At 56.7% G+C, this 19952-nt stretch carries 10 protein-coding genes, 9 tRNA genes and 5 pseudogenes; 20 read left to right on the forward strand and 4 right to left on the reverse strand.

The window, feature by feature from the left end:
- Positions 1-1514 (forward strand): annotated as a pseudogene (locus tag ACP96_RS18615) (hypothetical protein); the annotation flags it as partial.
- 393 nt (positions 1515-1907) lie between these two features.
- Positions 1908-2728: pseudogene (locus ACP96_RS09210) on the forward strand (IS5 family transposase).
- 309 nt (positions 2729-3037) lie between these two features.
- Here ACP96_RS09210 and ACP96_RS09215 read toward each other — a convergent pair.
- Positions 3038-3838 carry a sulfite exporter TauE/SafE family protein gene (locus ACP96_RS09215; RefSeq protein ID WP_050033093.1) on the reverse strand — a complete coding sequence of 267 codons (801 nt, stop codon included), beginning with the start codon at positions 3836-3838 and terminating at the stop codon, positions 3038-3040.
- 654 nt (positions 3839-4492) lie between these two features.
- Between ACP96_RS09215 and sufB the strand changes: the two are divergent.
- The 5 genes and pseudogenes from sufB (at position 4493) to ACP96_RS19010 (ending at position 9864) form a co-directional block, all read left to right on the forward strand.
- Positions 4493-5702 (forward strand): annotated as a pseudogene (sufB, locus tag ACP96_RS20010) (Fe-S cluster assembly protein SufB).
- Between the two features lie 4 nt (positions 5703-5706).
- On the forward strand, positions 5707-5847 hold the full coding sequence (locus ACP96_RS20015) for a DUF7563 family protein (RefSeq protein ID WP_432508932.1): 141 nt from the start codon (positions 5707-5709) through the stop codon (positions 5845-5847).
- Positions 5848-6293: 446 nt separating this feature from the next.
- Entirely contained in the window at positions 6294-7328 is a 1035-nt protein-coding gene (locus ACP96_RS17685) for a transcription initiation factor IIB (protein WP_082222494.1), read from the forward strand.
- A 762-nt stretch (positions 7329-8090) separates the two neighbouring features.
- Entirely contained in the window at positions 8091-8933 is an 843-nt protein-coding gene (locus ACP96_RS09225; protein ID WP_050033094.1) for a hypothetical protein, read from the forward strand.
- Positions 8934-9378: 445 nt separating this feature from the next.
- Positions 9379-9864: a hypothetical protein gene (locus tag ACP96_RS19010; protein ID WP_161785355.1), complete on the forward strand. Its 486-nt coding sequence runs from the start codon at positions 9379-9381 to the stop codon at positions 9862-9864.
- Between the two features lie 202 nt (positions 9865-10066).
- On the opposite strand, the pseudogene ACP96_RS09235 reads toward ACP96_RS19010, so the two are convergent.
- Positions 10067-11317, reverse strand: a pseudogene (locus ACP96_RS09235) (RNA-guided endonuclease InsQ/TnpB family protein).
- 711 nt (positions 11318-12028) lie between these two features.
- Between ACP96_RS09235 and ACP96_RS09240 the strand changes: the two are divergent.
- From ACP96_RS09240 to ACP96_RS18625, 6 genes are all read left to right on the forward strand, one after another.
- Positions 12029-12104: transfer RNA gene (locus ACP96_RS09240), tRNA-Gln, on the forward strand.
- Positions 12105-12107: 3 nt separating this feature from the next.
- Positions 12108-12181: transfer RNA gene (locus ACP96_RS09245), tRNA-Asp, on the forward strand.
- A gap of 248 nt (positions 12182-12429) precedes the next feature.
- Positions 12430-12502: transfer RNA gene (locus tag ACP96_RS09250), tRNA-Pro, on the forward strand.
- Positions 12503-12506: 4 nt separating this feature from the next.
- Positions 12507-12593 (forward strand) — tRNA-Ser (locus ACP96_RS18620).
- A 191-nt stretch (positions 12594-12784) separates the two neighbouring features.
- Positions 12785-12857 (forward strand) — tRNA-Glu (locus ACP96_RS09255).
- Positions 12858-12960: 103 nt separating this feature from the next.
- Positions 12961-13031 (forward strand) — tRNA-Met (locus tag ACP96_RS18625).
- An 18-nt stretch (positions 13032-13049) separates the two neighbouring features.
- Here the strand turns inward: ACP96_RS18625 and ACP96_RS19015 are convergent.
- Complete coding sequence (locus ACP96_RS19015) at positions 13050-13400, reverse strand: hypothetical protein (RefSeq protein WP_161785356.1); 351 nt, start codon at positions 13398-13400, stop codon at positions 13050-13052.
- 95 nt (positions 13401-13495) lie between these two features.
- On the opposite strand from ACP96_RS19015, the gene ACP96_RS09265 reads away from it, so the two are divergent.
- From ACP96_RS09265 to ACP96_RS09290, 7 genes and pseudogenes are all read left to right on the forward strand, one after another.
- Positions 13496-13571 (forward strand) — tRNA-Glu (locus ACP96_RS09265).
- A 425-nt stretch (positions 13572-13996) separates the two neighbouring features.
- A tRNA-Arg gene (locus ACP96_RS09270) sits at positions 13997-14071 on the forward strand.
- Positions 14072-14184: 113 nt separating this feature from the next.
- The gene (locus ACP96_RS09275; protein ID WP_050033096.1) at positions 14185-15714 is read left to right on the forward strand and encodes a TROVE domain-containing protein; all 1530 of its coding nucleotides are present in this window, start codon (positions 14185-14187) and stop codon (positions 15712-15714) included.
- A 27-nt stretch (positions 15715-15741) separates the two neighbouring features.
- Positions 15742-15814: transfer RNA gene (locus tag ACP96_RS09280), tRNA-Gly, on the forward strand.
- Between the two features lie 59 nt (positions 15815-15873).
- Positions 15874-16167, forward strand: coding sequence for a hypothetical protein (locus ACP96_RS17690; RefSeq protein ID WP_082222495.1), 294 nt, complete (start codon positions 15874-15876; stop codon positions 16165-16167).
- Positions 16168-16238: 71 nt separating this feature from the next.
- A pseudogene (locus ACP96_RS19795) lies at positions 16239-16912 on the forward strand (RNA polymerase subunit sigma-70).
- A gap of 204 nt (positions 16913-17116) precedes the next feature.
- Positions 17117-17440 (forward strand): hypothetical protein, encoded by a 324-nt coding sequence (locus ACP96_RS09290; protein WP_050033097.1) that lies wholly within the window; start codon positions 17117-17119, stop codon positions 17438-17440.
- A gap of 909 nt (positions 17441-18349) precedes the next feature.
- Here the strand turns inward: ACP96_RS09290 and ACP96_RS09295 are convergent.
- Complete coding sequence (locus ACP96_RS09295) at positions 18350-19600, reverse strand: RNA-guided endonuclease InsQ/TnpB family protein (RefSeq protein ID WP_050033098.1); 1251 nt, start codon at positions 19598-19600, stop codon at positions 18350-18352.
- Positions 19601-19952: the final 352 nt, after the last annotated feature.

Consider the following 19952-nt stretch of genomic DNA (forward strand, 5'->3'; position numbering starts at 1 on the left):
AGTCGATTGGTGATCGAGTAGAAGAGACGACTGATAACTTGGGAACGGATATCTCCATGAGAGGAGCAGTATTCGCTGCCCCTGAATCTATTCAGAATCAGGTTGACGATCTCCGAGAGTCCGCCCCATTCAGCACAAATCGTATTTCACACGCATTTGTACTGGCTACATCAGACGGGTTGCACCTCGTATTGACAGATGAGGAACCCAGAGAAGGGTATGCCTCAATCCAAGGAACTGAGTTGAATTCTGCTGATATTTCATTTACTGGGAGCAGCAGGAGTAATTTAGAATTGAACCCGATTCGAGCAACGGAGGTTGAGTATCAAGACCCGTCCAGAGAAAGTGTCGAAGAGGTGTATCATAACACAGGTGACTACCGGAGAGACTACGTTGAGTTCACCGCGAATCACCGAAGTATCGCTCTTGATTACGAACAGGGTGATTACAAAACAACGACCGGTATATTAGTTGATGACCCAATAAAGCCAGAACAGCTCTTTGGAACCGTGGGTGAACACTCGTACACGACGCTGAATGAGTTGGACGAAGATACGGGTGGTGTTGGTAGTCTTTTGGGTGACCGTTCTCAACCCCACGTTGTTACAACTTCATTTAGTACAGAAACTGACTATTGGGAGAATACAGCAGTTACAATGACTGGTATTGTGGCATCTCCACGGTCCCCCGCTGGTAAGTTCATTCGGTCCCAACAAGAGTTCGAGACACTGCCAGCGGATTCCGGTACACCAATACTGTACATCATTGATAAGCAATATGACGCGCAGCGCGTGTCAATCTCTGATATTTCAGAGAACCCTGCAGCTTACGAAGGTGACACAGTCCGATTCGAGTCGAATCTCTACATGAACACAATAAGCAGTAAGCGCGTGATTGAGTCCACGGGGACCAAAATGCCGCCTGTCGACACGATTCTACACGGTGGCGTCGCGTGGGAGAAACTGCCTGAAACGCGCGATGATCTAATCGGTGTAATAGCAGCCTCGTCACTCACGCAAAAACAACCCAGTAGCGACCGGAGTGGCACATACGAAGTAACTGGGGAAGTGATCTCAACCGATAAAATCGAAGGAGATCTTCCGCAAGGTACTGTTCTACTCGCATATAACCTTGAGAGAACAGGCTCCATCGAAACCGCTTCAATGAGTGAGTTCGGGGAAAATCACAGTGCAGAAATATCAGGGGTGTTAGAACAGCAGGCTAACCCCGACCTCGACGCATCTGCTGGAACATCAACTAGTGAAGTCGCCGATCAGACAGGTGAAGAGACCACTGATCAGACAGGTGAAGCGACCACTGACCAGACGGGTGAAGAGACCACTGACCAGACGGGTGAAGAAGAAAAGACGCAGTCGGCAAATTCTGACGGAGAAGGTGAAAACGTGGAAGGTAGCGAACCAGATACTGGGCAGAATACTGAATCCGATGAAGACAGTAGTGGAATGAAAGCAATTTCTGGTCTAATAGAGCGGGTCACAGAACTCTTCTCATAGTCTGGATCTCTATCAGAAATTATCGGACTAGAATCCCTCTCGACTGAACCGAGCGATATCAGCTGGCAAGATTGCTACAACGAGGCTGCCGATACCGTGGCTATCTATGTAAAAGGAGAGAGTGACTCATGGACCGTTGGATTCTGATAGAGATAGTTGGCTCTGTTAAAATCCTCAGAGAGGAACAGGTTCGCCCGGTAGTCTGACTGGATGCAAGCTCTCCCCAAATCACGGTTACTTAGTCATATTGACTCAAGGCTGGCTCGTCCTAGCAACTCAGATAAATACGTGTTAGCCGAGTTGTCTGACCCCCGTTGATTAGGCTCTGTAGTTTCGCTAGACGTGAGGGCTACGACTCCGTTATTGCTGTAGAAAGCGAAGAGACAGATCGGTGTGAGATCCGAAATCCGTCTCTTCACGCGTGGTACGGTGGCTAAGGCTAAATCAGTTGTCGCTAATCCGGACGAACCCGCCGACCCCGAAGGGGGTGGCGGGTTCGCAGAGTGGGCGATGCTCACCGTGCATGCACTTCGCATCGAGCTGGCCAAATCCTACCGCGTCGCCGTGGATTTGCTCTCTGAAATGCCCGGCGTGCTTGAAGAGATCGGTCTCACCAGACTTCCACACTACACCGTCCTCCGCACGTGGTTTGAGCGGATTCCCACTGCGACGTGGCGTGCGTTTCTCGGCGCGTCAGCCGAGAAACGCACCGGCCACCCTGCTATCGATTCGACTGGCTTTGACCGGGATCAGCCCAGCCGCCACTCGCTAACCGCACGAACCACCGCGTTCGAGCGCTGAAAGTCACAGTTCTCGTGGATGTCGAAACGCTGTACATCACCGATATCCACTCGACCACGAGCAAGAAACACGATGCGAAGATCGGCCCGCAGGTCGCTCGGCGCAACGCCAGCGACCTGCGGAGCCTCGCTGCTGATCGCGGCTATGACGCGAAGGCCTTCCGCGATGAACTCCGCGAAAACGGCATCAGACCACTGATTAAACACCGGATCATGAACCCGCTCGATCACGCCCACAACGCCCGCATGGACGGTGATCGGTACCACCAACGTTCCATGTCAGAAACCGTCTTCTCGTCGATTAAGCGCACGCTCGGCTCCGCCGTGCGTGCGCGAGGTTGGTGGTTAGAGTTCCGCGAAATGCTGCTGAAAGCCACCGTCTACAACCTCCGTCGGAGCGTCCGATATCCGTAAAATCCGCCGCAGTGTACCGAAACTACAGAGCCATACGTTCAGAAATGCGGAGCCGACGGCGGCAGAATCGTGGCTCCGAGCCTTCGCCGTCTGCTGGAACCGATGCTTAAGTTAACACGACCCATCGGACCGGCGCACCCACGGGGGCCGCGAACAGACATCGATCGGCTCGTCGACGACCTCGAACGAGTGGCCACCACGTGACAGGTCGTGGGGTTCCGGGAGGCCAGCCACCGCCGGGTTCCCCCTCTTAGTTGTTATTTGGAGCCGCCACCTGTATCGAGCCAGCGAAAAGGATCCAGAGCTGGGTCAGTGCCCCATCGCGCCCCCGAGGGGCTGGTAATGCGGGAACATCGGGTGTGGAAGATGAACACCGAGCGCCATCAGCCCGTGCGCGAACAGCACATACCCCAGCACGACGAACACCACTCCGAGCAGCCGATGGACACGACGCCGGTGGGCAACGTCAATCGACTGGATAATCGTCCCATAGAGGAAGACGGCTGGAATCGTCCCAATGCCGAGAGCGCCGAGAGCGATTCCCCCGGTGGTCGGGGAGCCGCTCGCAAAGGCGAACAGATACGCGGGATACAGCATCGGGCAGGGAAGAAACGCGTGGACGGCGCCGAGGCCGACAATACTCGGGCTGTTCACGTGTCGGTGAACTCTCGTCGCAAGCCACGACGTGACGCGGTGGACGCCGGGTATTTGGATATCGCCTCCACTCCCCCCGATGACGTACCGAACGCCCGTCGCCACGATGAATCCCCCTACCGCGAGACCGACAGCACCCCGCAGGAGATCAGCGATCGGTGTCAGCTGGTCAGCGGTGACGAACACGACGCTCCCAAGCGCACCAAAGAGGGCCCCGAGAATCGCGTACGTGGTCGCTCGGCCGAGGTTGAACAGGAAGTGCTGGCGGACCTCGTAGGTCGTGAGATGACCGGCACGCCCGTCGTTGGCTGTCACCGTCCCGCCGTCTGGCTGCGGGTTCATTTGCTTCGAGTACATCGTCACTAACGGCCCACACATCCCGATACAGTGTGCGCCGCCCAGCACGCCGATGAGAACGAAGAGGACGACGTCAATCCGGAGGAGCGACTCGATCATAGTCGTTCTCGGTTGCGTACGGATTTGTGTCGTCTGGTGTGTCTCTCGAACGAGCCCAGACAGATACCGAGGACGTGTCACGGTAGGGTAACAAGGGGTCGCGCTCGGCTGGAGACGTTCGCAAGCATCGGAGTGTAGCTCTTGGCGGAACAATTCTTCACAGTAGGCGCCAATACACAGACGATGACGGACGAAATCGACATCCCAACCGAGCCGCGGGCTGCGGTCGACGCACTAGCGACCCACCTAACTGCGACCGCAGATCGCCCGGTACCGCCAGCGACAAACCGATGGCTCGGAGAGGCTGAAGCCGTCGCCCGCGACGCTACCAGTGACGATCTTGACACGCAAACCAGACGGAAACGGGTCCGCCAAGTTGTCACACTGCTTGAGTCGGCCGACGAAACGGGCGACGTGGTCGCTGACCGCCACATTGAAGCAGCGATCGAATGCTGTCGAGTCGTTCTCGCTAACAAATGATGGTGGTCCTGTTTGTACGCAATAGCCCTCTCGCCACATATTAAATACCACTAGATAGAGAAACCAAATTAAATCGCATAAAGTTATTCACCTTCGTTAAAGAAACTAGTATAGGTTACCAACGAGTGTTCCAGCGCACCACACTTATATTCGTAGTCTCTGAAGAATACTTTGATGAGTTCAAAACAAGACGACCTCAAGGAGACGAACACCGAGGCCCGCTTCGAGTTCAAAAAGGAGGAGAAGTCTGCTTTCAAAAGCGAGAAGGGCCTCACCGAGGAGACGGTCCGCGTCATCTCGGAGGACAAAGACGAACCGGAGTGGATGTTGGAGCGGCGCCTGCGCGCGCTCGAACAGTTTCAGGAGATGCCGATGCCGACCGACTGGCCCGGCCAGCCGGACCTGAGTGAGGTCGACGTCGACGAGATCGTTCCCTACATTCGACCGGACGTCGACGTTCGTGCCGGCGTCGATGACTGGACCGAGCTCCCAGACGAGATCAAAGACACCTTCGACAAGCTGGGCATCCCGGAGGCCGAGAAGAACGCGCTCTCCGGTGTCGGCGCGCAGTACGAGTCGGAGGTCGTCTACCAGAACATGCAGGAGCGCTGGGAGGAGAAGGGCGTCATCTTCTGTAACATGGACGAGGCCGTCCAGGAGCACGAAGAGCTCGTCCGCGAGCACTTCATGACGAAGTGCGTCCCCCCGAGCGACAACAAGTTCGCGGCGCTCCACGGCGCCATCTGGTCCGGCGGCTCGTTCGTCTACGTGCCGGAGAACACCACCGTCGACATGCCGGTACAGGCGTACTTCCGGATGAACTCCGAGGGGATGGGCCAGTTCGAGCACACGCTCATCATCGCCGAAGAAGGCTCCGAGGTTCACTACATCGAGGGCTGCTCGGCGCCGAAGTACTCGAAGTTCAACCTCCACTGTGGCGGCGTCGAGGTGTTCGTCGGCGAGGACGCCCGCGAAGGTGTACCACAACGCGCCCGAGACCAAATCCACCGTCGAGTCGAAGTCGATCGCGAAGGACGGCGGTCGCACGAACTACCGCGGGCTCGTCCACATCGCGGACGGCGCCGAGAACTCCTCGACGGCCGTCGAGTGCGACGCGCTGATGTTCGACAACGAGTCCACCTCGGACACGATGCCGTACATGGAGATCAACGAGTCGAAGGTCGACGTCGCCCACGAGGCGACCGTCGGGAAGATCGGTGACGAGGACATCTTCTACCTGCAGTCGCGCGGTCTCGACGACGACGACGCCAAACAGATGATCGTCTCCGGGTTCATCGAGCCGATCACCGAAGAGCTGCCGATCGAGTACGCCGTCGAGCTGAACCGACTCGTCGAACTGGAGATGGAGGGCTCGCTGGGGTAATCCGATGCCGGAGTGCGCCCACTGCGGAGCACACGTCTCACAACAATTTGTGACCGTGTTCGGGTTAGACGGTGGTGACGTAGTTGCCTGTCCAGCATGTTCCGGTCGGGCACACATAGCAGAGACGATCGTGGACCGATACTAGTCTCAGACCATGGAACACTGCTTTGCGTGTGAGACCGACTACGGGTACCTCGGAGCGGCCCCGCACGACGGGTCCTGTCCAGCCTGTGACTCGACTGCTGTCACTCCCGCAGGCGACCTCAGGGTCGTCGACACGACAACATGGGAGAGCGCGAACGGGCTCTCAACGGTCCACGTGACAGCGACTGACAACCTATCACGTCGGTTTGAATTTGTTGTTGCGGCGCGACGGGGACAAGGGAAACTCGTCTGTCTAGCGATCGATGAGGTAACCGTGCCCACTGAGACAGTGTGGTCAGTTCCATCTGCTGTTGCTACGAGAGTTACCGCGCATGGTATCAGGATCAGCGACTCAACGCCGGCTCAGAGCCCATAATGAACAGTACTGGCCAGACACACAGTCGAACGCGTCTGTTCTGCCCCGGTCACGAGAGGTGATGCGACTTGATGAACGAGCGCACTAACGAAGAGCGACCGGACACAGTTTCTCGCAAAAACGGTACTGATGGGCCTTCATCTCGCGAAACTGGCGACGGACAGTCTGTTACCGGCTCCGTTTTGGAGGAGAATAGGGACGAACGGCACAGTCGGACCACGTGTCCGGAGTGTCACGGGCGACTTCGTCGAGCCGATGATGAGGTTGATGCGGTCTGTGACGACTGTGGACTCGTCGTTTCAGATGCGACGCTTGATACGAACATCAAACTGTACACGCCGAACGGCACCGGCGATCAGGACTCTCGCGTCGGGCCATCGAGCACGAACCTCTTACACGATAAGGGGTTGTCAACGATGGTCGGATGGCAGAACACCGACGCGAAGGGGAACGCGCTGTCAGGAGAACGGCGACAACAGATGCGTCGCCTTCGACGGTGGGATGAACGCTTCCGACGACGCTCATCGGCGGATAGGAATCTCATGCATGCGCTCGGTGAGATCGATCGCATGGCTTCCGCGCTCGGCGTGCCCGACAGCACTCGAGAGACTGCAGGCGCCGTCTACCGACGTGCACTTCGTGACGGACTCCTTCCGGGTCGCGCTGTTGAAAGCGTCGCCACTGCGGCGCTGTACGCGGCGAGTCGCATGGATGGTGTGCCGCGCTCTATCGACGAGGTCTCAACAGTGAGCCGCGTCGAACAGATTCGCGTTGAGCGGGCATACCGACACGTCTCACGTGAACTGGGATTGGAAATTGCTCCGACAGACCCCCGTTCGTTCATCGGACGGATCGCGTCGGACGTTGGGTGTACGGACACAACAGAGCGAGAGGCACGACGTCTCGCCGGAACAGCGGTTGAAAACGGCGTTCATAGCGGGAAACATCCAGTAGGTATCGCCGCAGGGGCACTGTACGCGGCTGCTAAACGATGCGATGAGTCTCTCCGACAAACAGATATCGCTCATGCTGCAGACGTGAGCGAGGTGACGATACGGAACCGGTATCCTGAGATCTTGGCCGCAGCGGATACTGAGGATGTGTAGACACACTAATCACATAGATGCAAGGCCGGAAGCCCACGACTTCAGTCCTGTCTCTTACCCATAAGCTCACCGAGTCTCAAACAGACGTTTCAGACGCTGTCGAAGCCAATCTACAATTGGAAGATCGAGGTGAGGAGTGATTCGGCCGGTGATATCGGAAGTGGGGGTTACTGAATACGGGTTAACGAGATCGGTAAAATCGTTCCATAAGGGCGTTACATCTGTAGATATCGAGATTTTGTTCGGGTCGTCGATTTCGGCAACGACTCGATTTGTGGGTAAGAGACAGGACTTCAATCGTGGGTAGCTGACAAAGGTACCAAACTCTGAGGTTGATACCTCTCGATATTTGATGTAGGAGCCTGTCACACACTCTTTCTACCCGCTTTTATGAACGCTGATGAATCGTTTCTCGGTCACTGCCCGGAATGTGGCGGTGACATTAAAATGAAAACGATCTACCGTCATCACACCGACGATACGTAGTTCCGTTTGACAGAGCTCGTAATTGCTTTCGAGCAGATTCAGTACCGGCGGTGAGGGGCGCAGAGTCGTATTCGTCTTCACGAAGGTCTGAAAGTCGTGGCACCTCTCTAGTCTCAATACCGAGTGTATGTGGGTTAGCCAGATACGCCTCTGGGTCCGAGGGCAGCGTTGTAGATGATCTCATATCGGTCGCCTGATCGTTAGAAACGGACGTGTAGGTGACTCCAGTGCGAGTGAGAGCACGCTGAACCGCACGGTCACGCTGACGAGCCAGTCGTGAGTGATCTTGGTTCCATACAACCCGTTCGACTCCAAGAGATCGTTGCCAGGATTGTCGAGTACGACGATGACGTGGCGGTGAAGGTTCGCAAGTACGATCTTGACAGCGAGTTCTTCGGTATCTATACCTTCCGCGTCGGTGGTGGGAGCGTCGGCGATCTCGAATTCGATCTTGGCGAAGCACTCTCTGAGATGGGTGCTGATAACGGTACTATCGTTGCCCGGCTCCTCGAGATCTATCAAGCGCTCATAGCCCAGAACGAGGAAGAAGAAGGAGTTCCCGTTGAAGCGTACAAGAGCATCGACATCGATGCACTCCCAGACGCGCTCAACCGGACATCGTGGGAGGGCAGCGCGACTGATGTTGCAGGCCGTCTCGCCTCAAATCTCATTCTCAAACACGCGCTTCCGAATGCGAACCATCGGACTGCTGTTGCCCTGGTTCAGTTCTACCTCCGTCGGATTGCTCCCGATTTCTCGATGCCAGAAACCTCCGTGGAAATCGACTCAGAGACATACGACTGGCGGGAGTGGGTAAACGAGTATATTAACGAGTCAAAGCGTCTCTTGACGGTTCGTCGGAAGAATGTGCTCCTCAAACATCTCTCTGACTTCGGAGCGACAACGCTTGAGCGGAAACACGAGGTCCAGATCGACCTGACGGCATACGAGCTGGATATGTATCCTGCAGAAGCGAAAACAGTCTACGCAACAGCGCACGAGGAGCTCTGGATCGAATTCGTCGAAGAGGCAGTTGAGCGCACCGACAACCCCGAGCTGATGGAAACACTTGGACTATCTAAGGCGGAGTTCGCAGAGAAAATTCGGACTCTCGAGTAAGCGGCGTACGTTAGTCCTGGAGCGTCGCGACTGTTCGGCCGGTTTCTTCGGCCTCTTCGCTCCGCGACATCCCGTATGTTGCCAGAGCCTCCTCAACCGCGTCGTCCAGACTCATTGGTCAGGCAAATCTTGGCTCTGCCGACGGATAAAGTCTCGCACGATTTGCGTTTATCATTGCATCGGCCAACTCGCCAACCGTGCAGGACCGATCCCGCAAACAGTCGAGAACCCGTAGCTCCGCCCCCTCTCACAAATTCCAATCTCTCCGATGTGTTCATAACCATATCGGTGAGAGTGGAATACAGACTCTTGGCGCTCGGATCGAGTCGCCAAATAGCGAGACAGTTGTGTAACCGTATTTTGGAGAGGCAATTCGATCCGCGAGTCCGAACTACTCGGGAGGCGACGTGAACAGGCGCCGATACTCATCAAGCCACTCGATCTCGTGGTACGTCACGTCATTCTGAATGTCATATTCGAGCGGGAGTGGATCCGAACGGTGGGCTGTGAACGTGAGGTTGATTTCGACACAGGGGCCGTGCTCGGAGACGCATTCGAAGCCATCGTCAACGGGGTATACAACGCTAAACCAGCGAATCTGAAAGCCAAAGTGGCCACACACATCTCTGACGACTGCAGCATCGCAATAGGGCGTGTGGACCCACAGTTCCCCGCCAGCGTACGCCTGATCCTTGACGCACCAGACTGCATCGAGGGAGCGGAGAAACTCCGCAGCGCGATTGTAGTGCGCTTCAGTCAGGCGATCCCACCAGTGGTACTCCTCGACGTCGTCAACGAGGAGCTGGAGGCACTCTCCACACACATCATACGCCCGCTCACCAAGGGAGACTTCGTGGAGTTTGTCGTACTGGGTGGTGTCACATGCATCGCACGGCGGGGAAGCACCACTGCACTGGCATCCGGAGGATGATCGCTGTTCGGTGGGGTTGGAACACCTGCTGTTTGCACTCCCTGGCTTCTGAGATTCGTTTGAGTCGGTATTCTCGGTCATTGGTATCTAACCGAGAACCGTCAGTCACGCCGTGTGACTGGGCTCCCGGCTAGCACCGGACCGGCGATCGGCCACTCATCTGTCGCCACAGAGAGCAGGTTGGTGTGAACCGCCTCGGGGGTCAAGCCCCGAGGCTTCCCGTTTCAATGACGTGACTTGCAGGAACCGACGAAGACCGCCCTCCGTCGGTTTCCACAGCGGTCGCAGTCTCCACGGGCGTCACTTCGGCCTGTCCCAGACCTAACTCCTGAAGCCCACGAGAAAGAACGTTGTACGACGCATTCGCGTCCCTGTCCACCTCGAACCCACAACTCGGACAACTGTGTTCCCGCACCCACAACGGCTTCTCCGTTTCGACACCACACTCGGCACACTCCTTGGTCGTCCCAGCAGGGTTCACTTGCACGACGTGCGTGCCGTACAGGTCGCCTTTGTACTCGAGCATCTCGATGAACCCGCGCCACGCAGCATCCTGCTTGTTCCGCGCATTTCCGCGCTGTTGAAGCATTCCCACGACGTTCAAGTCTTCCACGAATACGGCGTCGTACATCTTGACGAGCCACGTTGTGAGTTTGTGCTGGAAGTCTTCGACTTTCCGCTTGATTCGACGCTTGACCTTGGCAACCTCTTGACGTTGTTTCTCCCAGTTGTTACTCCCGTGCTCCTTGCGGGAGAGACTACGTTGCTCGCGGCGCAATCGTTCGTATTCGTCGGAGAGGTCAAGCCAGTCCACGCTATCGCCGTTCGACGTGTAGATGTAGTTGGTGATACCGAGGTCGATGCCAACGCAATCCTCAGCATCCAAGTTATCCACGTCGGGTTTCTCTGGGAGTGCGGTGTCTTCGACTTCGAGGCCGAACGTGACGTACCATTCCCCTGTCGTCTCCTTTTTCAGAGTGACTTCTTTGAGGTCTGCGTTGCTGGAGATTTCGCGGTGGTAGCGGATGGGAATGTCACCGATTTTCGAAAGTCAGAGCGTGGCAGTCCGGCCACTCGTGTTTTTGAGTTCGAAGCCGGACTGCGAGTACGTCATGCTCTGGTACTCTCGCGGTGACTTCCATTTCAGCCACCCGACGTTGTGCCCGTTCTGCTTCTTTTCGGAGAGGGTTGAGAGGTTGTCGTAGAAACGTTCAACGGTTTTCTGCAACGCTTTCGAATGGACTTCAGAAAACACGGGCCATTCGTCTTTCCACTCGGTGAGGCGTTTCTGGTGTTGGTACGCTGAACCGATGTTATCCTCGTCGGTGTCGAGGGCGTTGTATTCGTAGCGGGTGTGGTTGTAGGCTTGGCGGTGAATGTCGATGTGGCGCTCCGCTTCCGCAGTCACACCTGTTCGGTCAGGGTAGGCGCGAAAGCGGTAGTCGTACCACATCGCTGTACCGTGATTATGGGTATGTTTTGACTTAATGGTTTAGTTCACAAGTTGTCGGCTTCAACCCCGGGGCATTCGCCTCGACAGCCTGTAAATAGTTTCTGTGGGTCCAAGCGAGAACACCGGTCAGCGTCCGGCTATCGACGACAGCCGATGCTAGAGTAATGAACGTCGTGCGCAACCGCTTGTTGAAGTGTGACTGCCGTGTCTGTGGGTAACACACCCTGGCTAATTTTAATACAATTGCCACGATATTTCAGGCTGACGCCCGATACACCCCTCAAACTGGGAGCGTTCAACACGATGATCATCACTCGCCTCACCCCGCGGCGTGCTCGTTCTCGCTTAGCCGCGGGTCCCGTGTTTGGCGAGTGCCTACAAGATCAGCGTGCGAAGAGACCGGGCGCAAACCGCCGGATCCACGTCGACTTCGAATACGAGGGTTCGACGCAATCCGGCGACGCCCGGACACTCTCACCCGCATAACTCGGCCTCCATACGGACTACCCGTCAGGGGTCGGGGAACACGGGATTGCCGCCTGCCTGTTCCCAGTACTCGCTCAGGACACAGCCTGATGCGAGTTCGTGGTGCCAGGCTCGCGGCTGATTGGTTTCTGTTCGTTCCGATACAGGAGCGAGCGGACTCCGTCCGCGCTGAGCGTACGGAAGTCGGTAGCCAACAGCCCCGCAGCGAGAGCTGCGGCTACGTCGAGCCCCGGAGTCTCCGCTGGCGAGGGACGCCGGACTTTGAATCCGGAGGTCGCCGGTTCGATTCCGGCCGGGGCGACATGCCGACGTGGTGTAATCCGGCGAGCATACGGTCCTGTCACGGCCGTGATCCGGGTTCAAACCCCGGCGTCGGCGTGGATGCGTGGCGTGGCCACGTGGGGATACCCATCGAGGTAGGCAGCCCGTTGGTGCGATCAGCTGGATCGTTCCGACGATGCTGGGCCCAGCAGGGTCTGCAACCTACATGAGCCGGTGTGGTATTCCCGGGAACACCCGAAGTACGCCCCCGCGATGAGACGCGCAACCACGACTACTCGTCGCGGTTGCGCAGTTGGAAAGTCGTACAGATAGATAATCAGTTGCCGATCGCTCGGCAGTCCAGTGAGCCGATGGTCCAGCGGACGACGATCTGTGCCTTGGGCGCACAGGACCGAGGTTCGAATCCGCGTCGGCTCACTGTGCCGCGACCGGGTATTGGGGAACCCAGCGGCCTGCTATGCCGTGGCCGTCTGCTGTCTGTCTCCCGGTTCGAATCCGGGTCGCGGCGTCATGACAACGAATGTCTGCCCTGCCTGCGAGGAGGAAGCGTTCCGTCACGTCCCACTCGGTGAAACAACGTCCATCGACACGATTGAAAGCGTGAAAATCTGCGTCACCGAGGACGGCGCATACTTCCACGGAACGAGGTGACTGCCATCCATCCACTGGCCGATGACCCGTTCCAGACGAGGCCAACCCGCTCCAGTGGAGTAGCGGCCAAACTCACGGCCCTCTCACGGCCGAGCCCCCGGTTCGAATCCGGGCTGGAGCATTCTCCAACAGTCCGAGACCTCTCACTTCCAGCCGACTAGACTGAGGGACGGACAGCTGTGGAGAACTGAGAGATGCCCATGAGTGAGTTCCGAATTGTGTGCTGCGGGATAGGATAATGGCAGTCCACGGGGCTCATATCCCCGAAGTCCAGGTTCGACTCCTGGTCCCGCAATGGAGGACAACAATGGGACTATTCGATACAGTCGAACTCTGCGACGACGTCCACCTGCCAGAGTACCCCGAAGGGATTACTCCTGCCGAGGACGTCGACTGGCAGACGAAAGGCATCGATCGACCGACCATGACCACATTTCGGATTACGGCGGACGGTCGGCTCCTCGAAGAGGAGTGACACACCGAAGCGGTCCCGCCGGAAGACCGGCCATACGCGAGCCGTGACGACGTCGACGAGGACGATTTTCGCTACATGGCCGGCTGTCGGAACCGAGTCCACGACGGCTGGATCGAACGAGACGACTACCACGGCCGTTTCAAGCTCAAACACTCCTTCGAGGATCTCGATACACTCGTCACGTATCAAGTGACGTTCACGCACGGGCAACTCGAGGGCTTCGAACGCCTGCGATAATCCGTGGGTGTCCGCCGCACCTCAGCGCTTGATTTCTTCCCTACCGCGCTCCCGGAGTCTCCGTTGGCGAGAGACGCCACCTCTTCAAGGTGGAGGCCAGGGGTTCGATTCCCCTCGGGAGCACTCGGGGAGGCTGGCCCTGACAGCGTTTTTCCGTGGCTGACATAGCGGGCAGCCACGGATCCGTGACGCTGTCACGGTCGGCTTTCCCCAAGCGTGTGGTCGTCCAGTTGGTGCGTTTCTTCGCCCGCAAAGCACACCAACGGGAGTCATAGCCCGTCGCACCACCGGTTGCCCGACCGCACGTGGCGACCGTCGAGTCGGAGCGTTGCTTCGCCAGGTACTCGCAGGTTCAAATCCTGTCGGTGGCGCAGTCCATCGAGAACATCCCGGACAAAGAGCGTACGAGAGGACGCTCGACACCGGTTCCGCTCCGACAGTTTTCCGGTCGCCGTGTCGCCAGTGGCCGTCGATCTGGAGCGCTACGTCGATGGCACATTACGGGTTCGAATCCCGTCGTTCGCTCCAGAAATTGTCCGGCCACTCGTGTTCCCGTAGCTCAGTCAGGACAGAGCACCGGCCTTCGAAGCCGGGTGTCGCACGTTCGAATCGTGCCGGGAACGTCCAGCCGAGCGATGCGAGGCTGGTTCGGGAAGTTTCTCTCCCGAGACTCGTTGCTCACAGAGCGTGTGGGCAGCTGCGATCGGAGTCGCCTGTTGCGGCTCCGGGTGATAGGATGGAATTCAACACGCCAAAGCAAACGGTCGCGGAGGCAACACAGACCACCAACTACGAAGGTGGGGAAGCGTTCGAGCCTGCCGACCCTCGACTCGCATTGTACAAGCGCACGATCAACCAGCTATTGGAGGGTTCGTTCTACGAGTCCGATGACGAGCAGCTGGCTGCTGTCGTTCACCAGTTCGATGCCGCCGCAAACGACGACCCGGAGTTCGTCCTGAAGCTCGCGGCCTATGCGCGCCAGGAGCTCTACTTGCGGGACATCCCACAAATACTACTCGTGCTGGCAGCCAACGACGACCGATTCAAGGACGACTCCCCCGAGTCGCTCATCCGCGAATGGGCGCCGGCGATCATCCAGCGGATGGACGAGACGGCCACCGCGCTCGCGGTCCACGATCAGCTGTTCGGCGGGACTGCGCCGTGGCCGCTTCGACGCGGGATCGAAGACGCGCTGGTGGAGATGACCGACGCCTACACGCTGGGCAAGTACGAGCTGTCGCGGCGCGAGGTGACGCTGCACGACGTCTTCAACCGCGTCCACCCCACGCCCGTCGACGCCGAGCAGGAAGCGCTCTTCGAGCGGTTCATGCGTGGCGGCCTCAACGACTATCCCGACGTCGACCCGTTGCCGTCGCCCAACACGTGGGAGACGGTTATCTCCGAGCGCGGCAACACCCAAGCCGCCTGGGAACTGCTCATCGAGGACGACGAGTACACGCTGCCCATCTTCGCGTCGATCCGGAACCTCCGGAACATGCTCGAAGCCGGCGTTCCGGAGGACACCGTCGTGAATCACCTCGACCTGGAGGCCGTCCGACACGCGCCGCTGTACCCGTTCCGGTACTACCAGGCCTACACCGCGCTGCAAGACGCGGATGTCCAGGCACCGACGGTCGAGCAGTGGCTCGAAGACGCAATTGATGTTGCGGTCGAGACGGTGCCTGGCGGATTCGGCGATAGCTTTGTCGCGGTCGACCTGTCGGGATCGATGGATCATCCGCTGTCCGCGAACAGTACGCTCCGACTGAAGGAGATCGGTGCGTTGTTCGGTGCGATCCTGGCCGACCAGGGTGCCGACGTCGGCGGGTTCGGCGACGACTTCCAGACCGTTCCGATGCACGTTGACACGCCAGTACTGCAGCGCCAAGCGGCGGTGTTGGCGATCGACGAAGACGTCGGGAACTCGACGAACGGCTGGAAGGCAATCGATTACCTCCGCGAGCGAGGTGAGCCCGTCGAACGCATCGTCGTCTTCACCGATATGCAGATCTGGGACAACACGCCGTTCACGGCCCGCGATTCCCAGACGGTCAAGGACGCGTTCGATGCGTATCGGGATGAGGTGTCTGCGGACACCGCGCTGTATCTCGTCGATCTCGCGGCCTACGGCGACCTGGTGACGCCAGAAGGCTACGAGAACGTCTACAACATCTCGGGATGGTCGGAGAACGTCCTCTCGTTCATCGAACACGCCGAGAATCCGAAGCAGATCATCGATGAGATCGAGGCGTTCGAGCCGACCTAGCCCTGTTCGGATCTTTTCTTTGAGTATGCGCGAGTGGTGGAGTTCGGAAACACGCGGTCGTGCCACGACCGAGACGGGCGTTCGAATCGTCCCTCGAGCACTCGGAGTACAGTTGTCGAACATCTGGCCCGTGAGACGCGCCTCAACGGAGATGATAATATGGCAGTATCCAATACCACCAACCTAGACTCGACGACAATTGCCGTCGTGACGATTCGAATCCCCTGCGGCGCGGATGGGGACCTCGTCACTGACACTGCGAAGCGTCTCTCGCGGCCCGAAACTATCGATAACGTCACGATTGACGAATTGGATAGTATCGAGCCACAGCTGTCGGCCACACTCATCACCGTCGAAATTACGGTCCTGTGGGCTACGTCGATTGGCGAGGAGGAGGTCAGAGACAGACTGGCTGGTGTCTCGGGACTTAAGTCAGTCAGACGGATTACATAGGCCGTTCAGAACGGCATAGCCGAAAGTGTAGTAATATATTTGACTGTTACCAAGGTATTGGTATCTATTAGATGTACGAACCGTTTGATGAGACTGCTGTTAGAGTGTTGCTCGCAGTCAATCCTGGAGATTCGATCCGAACGGTAGCCCAACATCTCCACACACCCTACGAAACGGTTCGACAAGCAGTCAATCAACTAGAGAATGCAGGGTATCTTCGATATGATGATGGACTGTTCGTGATCGACGATCGCGTCCGTAAGGCGGCACGAGACCTGCTGGCCACGAGTGCCGCCGTGAATCCACCGTCCATCGAAGAGACGTACGTGCTCCCACAGTTCGGTGACTGGCCCTTCCCTTTACACAGGTGGACGCCGTCTACGTGTGGACCCAAGGGGGCTATCAGGTTGGTCGCGAGCCCGGCGACTACCCGCTCTTTCTTGTCGTCCTTGAGAGGGACATCGACGCCTGGCAGCGTTTTTTCGAACGGTTTGGAATCCCAACAGGATTTGAGCGACAACCAGAGCAATCGTTTGAAGGTCCTCTCCAAGTCGTCCTCAACGAGCGTTCGGTGCTCAACCCCGACCATGTCGAAGGATATCCAGTCATCTCTCGGCGCGAGACGATAGAGTTCATGCGGAAGCATTATTCGACGTTTCAGTCAGCACTCGCTATGCTCGATCGCATGTACGACGATCTCGACCTCGACGTTTCCTACCGTGAGTCAGAAAGAGAATGCTCGTGAGTTTCACAGCAGCAATTGAATTATCGACCTCCTCCACGGTGAGGTTTAATTGATTGCCGTTGGTTTGACATCGACAGCGTTCCCGGGTTGCTATTTGTGAATAGTTTGCTATTCATACTCTTCAACCCATGACGAGTCGATATCTGATTAACCAACAAATCTATGCCGATACGCACTTTGTTGGTTAACACAAGGCGACCGCTAATGTCCTACGAGCCACCGACGCCGCCGGCAGAACTCCCGACAGACCTCGTCAATACGCTCAACGAGTTCTCTTCTGAGCAGCTCCAGCACGTTGCCCGCTACGCTGAAGAGCTGGCTGAGCACAAAGCTCGCGAGGCACGTCTCGAAGAGGACTCAGATGAAAGCGAAATCGAAGAACGTCCCGGCGATCTGCCGGACGACGTCCCGGCGAAGGCCACGATCACGATCAAGGAGATTAACGACAACCGCTACTACTACTGGCAGTGGAGAGAGGGGGACAAGGTCACGTCCAAATATAAAGGGCCAGTCAATCCGGACGAATGAGGGGTCAATACATCCGATTATCGATTTCCCACATCCCGTGTGCTATTTGATTTTGGTACACTTGGAAAAGTGGTGACTACACACCCCTCGTCCAGAGTGAAAACAGTAGGAACGAGAAAGAATTTGAGATTAGATTAAGCCGTTAATAGTCGATAGAGCCTTTTTTAGGCACGAACAGTCGAACAGGGTTCCACAGTTGAAGCATGGTTTTTCTATTTGAGACAGACCACACCCCTGATCACGAGTGTATCCACTGATAGGTTCTCATCACACACCCCGTGTGCAAAGTGTAAATGTGCCGTATTCCGACGGTAGAGAGTTATTATGATGGTTTTGTATATTAAATATGGCCTACAATCCGTGGGATGACACAGACGTACTGGACTCCGTGTAAGAGATGAATTGAGTAACAGGTCGAGCGAGGACACCCCGTGTGCGAAATGAAATTCGACGGTGGACATCAAGAGAGTCGGAGACTGAACCGATTTTTACTTCGATGACGAGGATGGTCAACCCTATGTTTACACTTCGATGGCGGGGGGCGTCAGACGTGCGGCTTACACCTCGATGATGGGGAGGGGACATCTAGTTCCAATCACAGATACGCAAATTCACAAGAGGCCGCCAATTCTGCGTTACACATCGATAGAGGGGTGTATTCGAATGCGATCTCCTGAACACATCGATAGAGGGGTGTATTCGAATGCGATCTCCTGAACACATCGATAGAGGGGTGTATTCGAATGCGATCTCCTGAACACATCGATAGAGGGGTGTATTCGAATGCGATCTCCTGAACACATCGATAGAGGGGTGTCGACAAGAACTAGTTCTCATGAACACGTCGGTGACATCCTCTTCGCCGTAAACGGCGAGGCTTCCCGTGCCGCAGGTGGGATATTTGCTGGTCTACGACATGGCCTGTTCTCGCGGTGCAAAGCATCCGCTCTCGCGGTCGAACAAGTGTGTCGATGGCTGTGCCACACAGCCGTTACTCCTATCCTCTCCGTGAGGACTCGGAGTTATCTTTTGACGCATATTCTCCGCCCCGTTACAATCCGCGTTGGCTACCAACTCGCACGACGAGCAGACGTAGAGCCCACGTTCGACGCGGTTCGATTTCGTGTCGTCTCCACATCGTGAACATGTTTTCGAGGTGTTCCACTCGTTTTCTTTCAGTACCTCTACACCGCACATCTCGCCTTTGTATTCGAGGTACTGGTAGATGCGGTCGAACGCCCACGAGTGGAGCTTCTTGTTCCCGGTCTTGCCCCAGTCTGACGCTCGGACGTCTTCAGGCCAGCTCACCGCGAGCGTGCCAACACCGCGTTCGACACACTCCGTGATGATGGCGTCCGTCAGCGTGTGGTAGAAGTGTGTCTCACGTTCGGAGAGTTTCCGACGTGCCCACATCGACTGCTCTGACGGGCCGTTCTCTCCCTCGGTGTCGTATTCAGCACGTGTGAAGTAGTGCTTGTCTTCTTTGAGCGAGTTGCCGGGGTAGAGAACGTATTCGTCGGGGAACGCGACTGTAGCAATGTTTGTGATGCCGAGGTCGATGCCTGCCACTTCATCACCTGCCGAGTCGTTGGTTTCGAGTTCGACTTTACAGACAAAGTGGAGTTCCCATTCGTCACCGTTCCAGACGGCACGAACGTTCTGTACGCTGTTGACTTCCGAGAGATCAACGTCCGGGCGAGTCTGGTACTCACAGAGCAGGAAGTCTGAGAAGTGTTCTTTCAGATTCGAGCCTTTCGAGAGTCGGACGCGGTTGTTCTGAGGGTCGTGTTTGAACCCGTCTTCTTTGAACGTGACCGTGGAGCGTGGTCGAGTGTCTCCGCGCTTGCGGTAGCCGGGGGGATTCGCCTCACCGAACTTGTGTCGCAGATCGAACCAAGACTGGAAAGCGTCAGAAAGTTCTTCGATGACTTTCTGACTGGATTGTGCGTTCAAGTCTTTCCAGCACGGCTGGTTCTTCATGTACGATTTCAGCGCTCCTGAATCGGGAATCTCGCCGATTGCGTCCCAGATACGATCGGCTGTCCATCGTGCGATGTTCCAGATTTTCGAGGCGGAGTCTCCGAGCGAATCAAGACCATCACAGACCTGTTGGTGGTTCTGGATGGAACCAACGTAGGTACGTGTGGCCTTAATCGCCATACATAGCCTATGTAAATATACTTACTTAATGGTGTGGATTAGCGTGGAATATCCAGCCTGCAATCGGTGAGAGACTGTGTCACCGTTGTCGGATTCACTCCCGGCGTAAACGCCGGGATTCTCTCCTCGTAGAAAGATAGGTGACTCAAATACCAATTGTGGCCCGATAACAGACAACCAATACACATCGATAGAGGGGTGTATACGAGGGCTAGTGGAAAGGTGGGATGTGGGAAGAATGTCAATTGAAAGGATGAAGAACGTGGCTTGATAGTAGACACATCGAACACATCGATAGAGGGGTGTACAGAAACTAATGGAACCACTCATTAGGTAGGGAGCGACGAGATGC

The sequence above is a fragment of the Halorubrum halophilum genome (assembly GCF_000739595.1).
Classification (GTDB): Archaea; Halobacteriota; Halobacteria; order Halobacteriales; family Haloferacaceae; genus Halorubrum; species Halorubrum halophilum.

Coding starts and splice junctions, on each gene's coding strand:
- ACP96_RS09215 (WP_050033093.1), bottom strand. CDS start 3,838: ATGATCGAGTCGCTCCTCCGGATTGACGTCGTCCTCTTCGTTCTCATC.
- ACP96_RS20015 (WP_432508932.1), top strand. CDS start 5,707: ATGCCGGAGTGCGCCCACTGCGGAGCACACGTCTCACAACAATTTGTG.
- ACP96_RS17685 (WP_082222494.1), top strand. CDS start 6,294: ATGAACGAGCGCACTAACGAAGAGCGACCGGACACAGTTTCTCGCAAA.
- ACP96_RS09275 (WP_050033096.1), top strand. CDS start 14,185: ATGGAATTCAACACGCCAAAGCAAACGGTCGCGGAGGCAACACAGACC.
- ACP96_RS17690 (WP_082222495.1), top strand. CDS start 15,874: ATGGCAGTATCCAATACCACCAACCTAGACTCGACGACAATTGCCGTC.
- ACP96_RS09290 (WP_050033097.1), top strand. CDS start 17,117: ATGTCCTACGAGCCACCGACGCCGCCGGCAGAACTCCCGACAGACCTC.
- ACP96_RS09295 (WP_050033098.1), bottom strand. CDS start 19,600: ATGGCGATTAAGGCCACACGTACCTACGTTGGTTCCATCCAGAACCAC.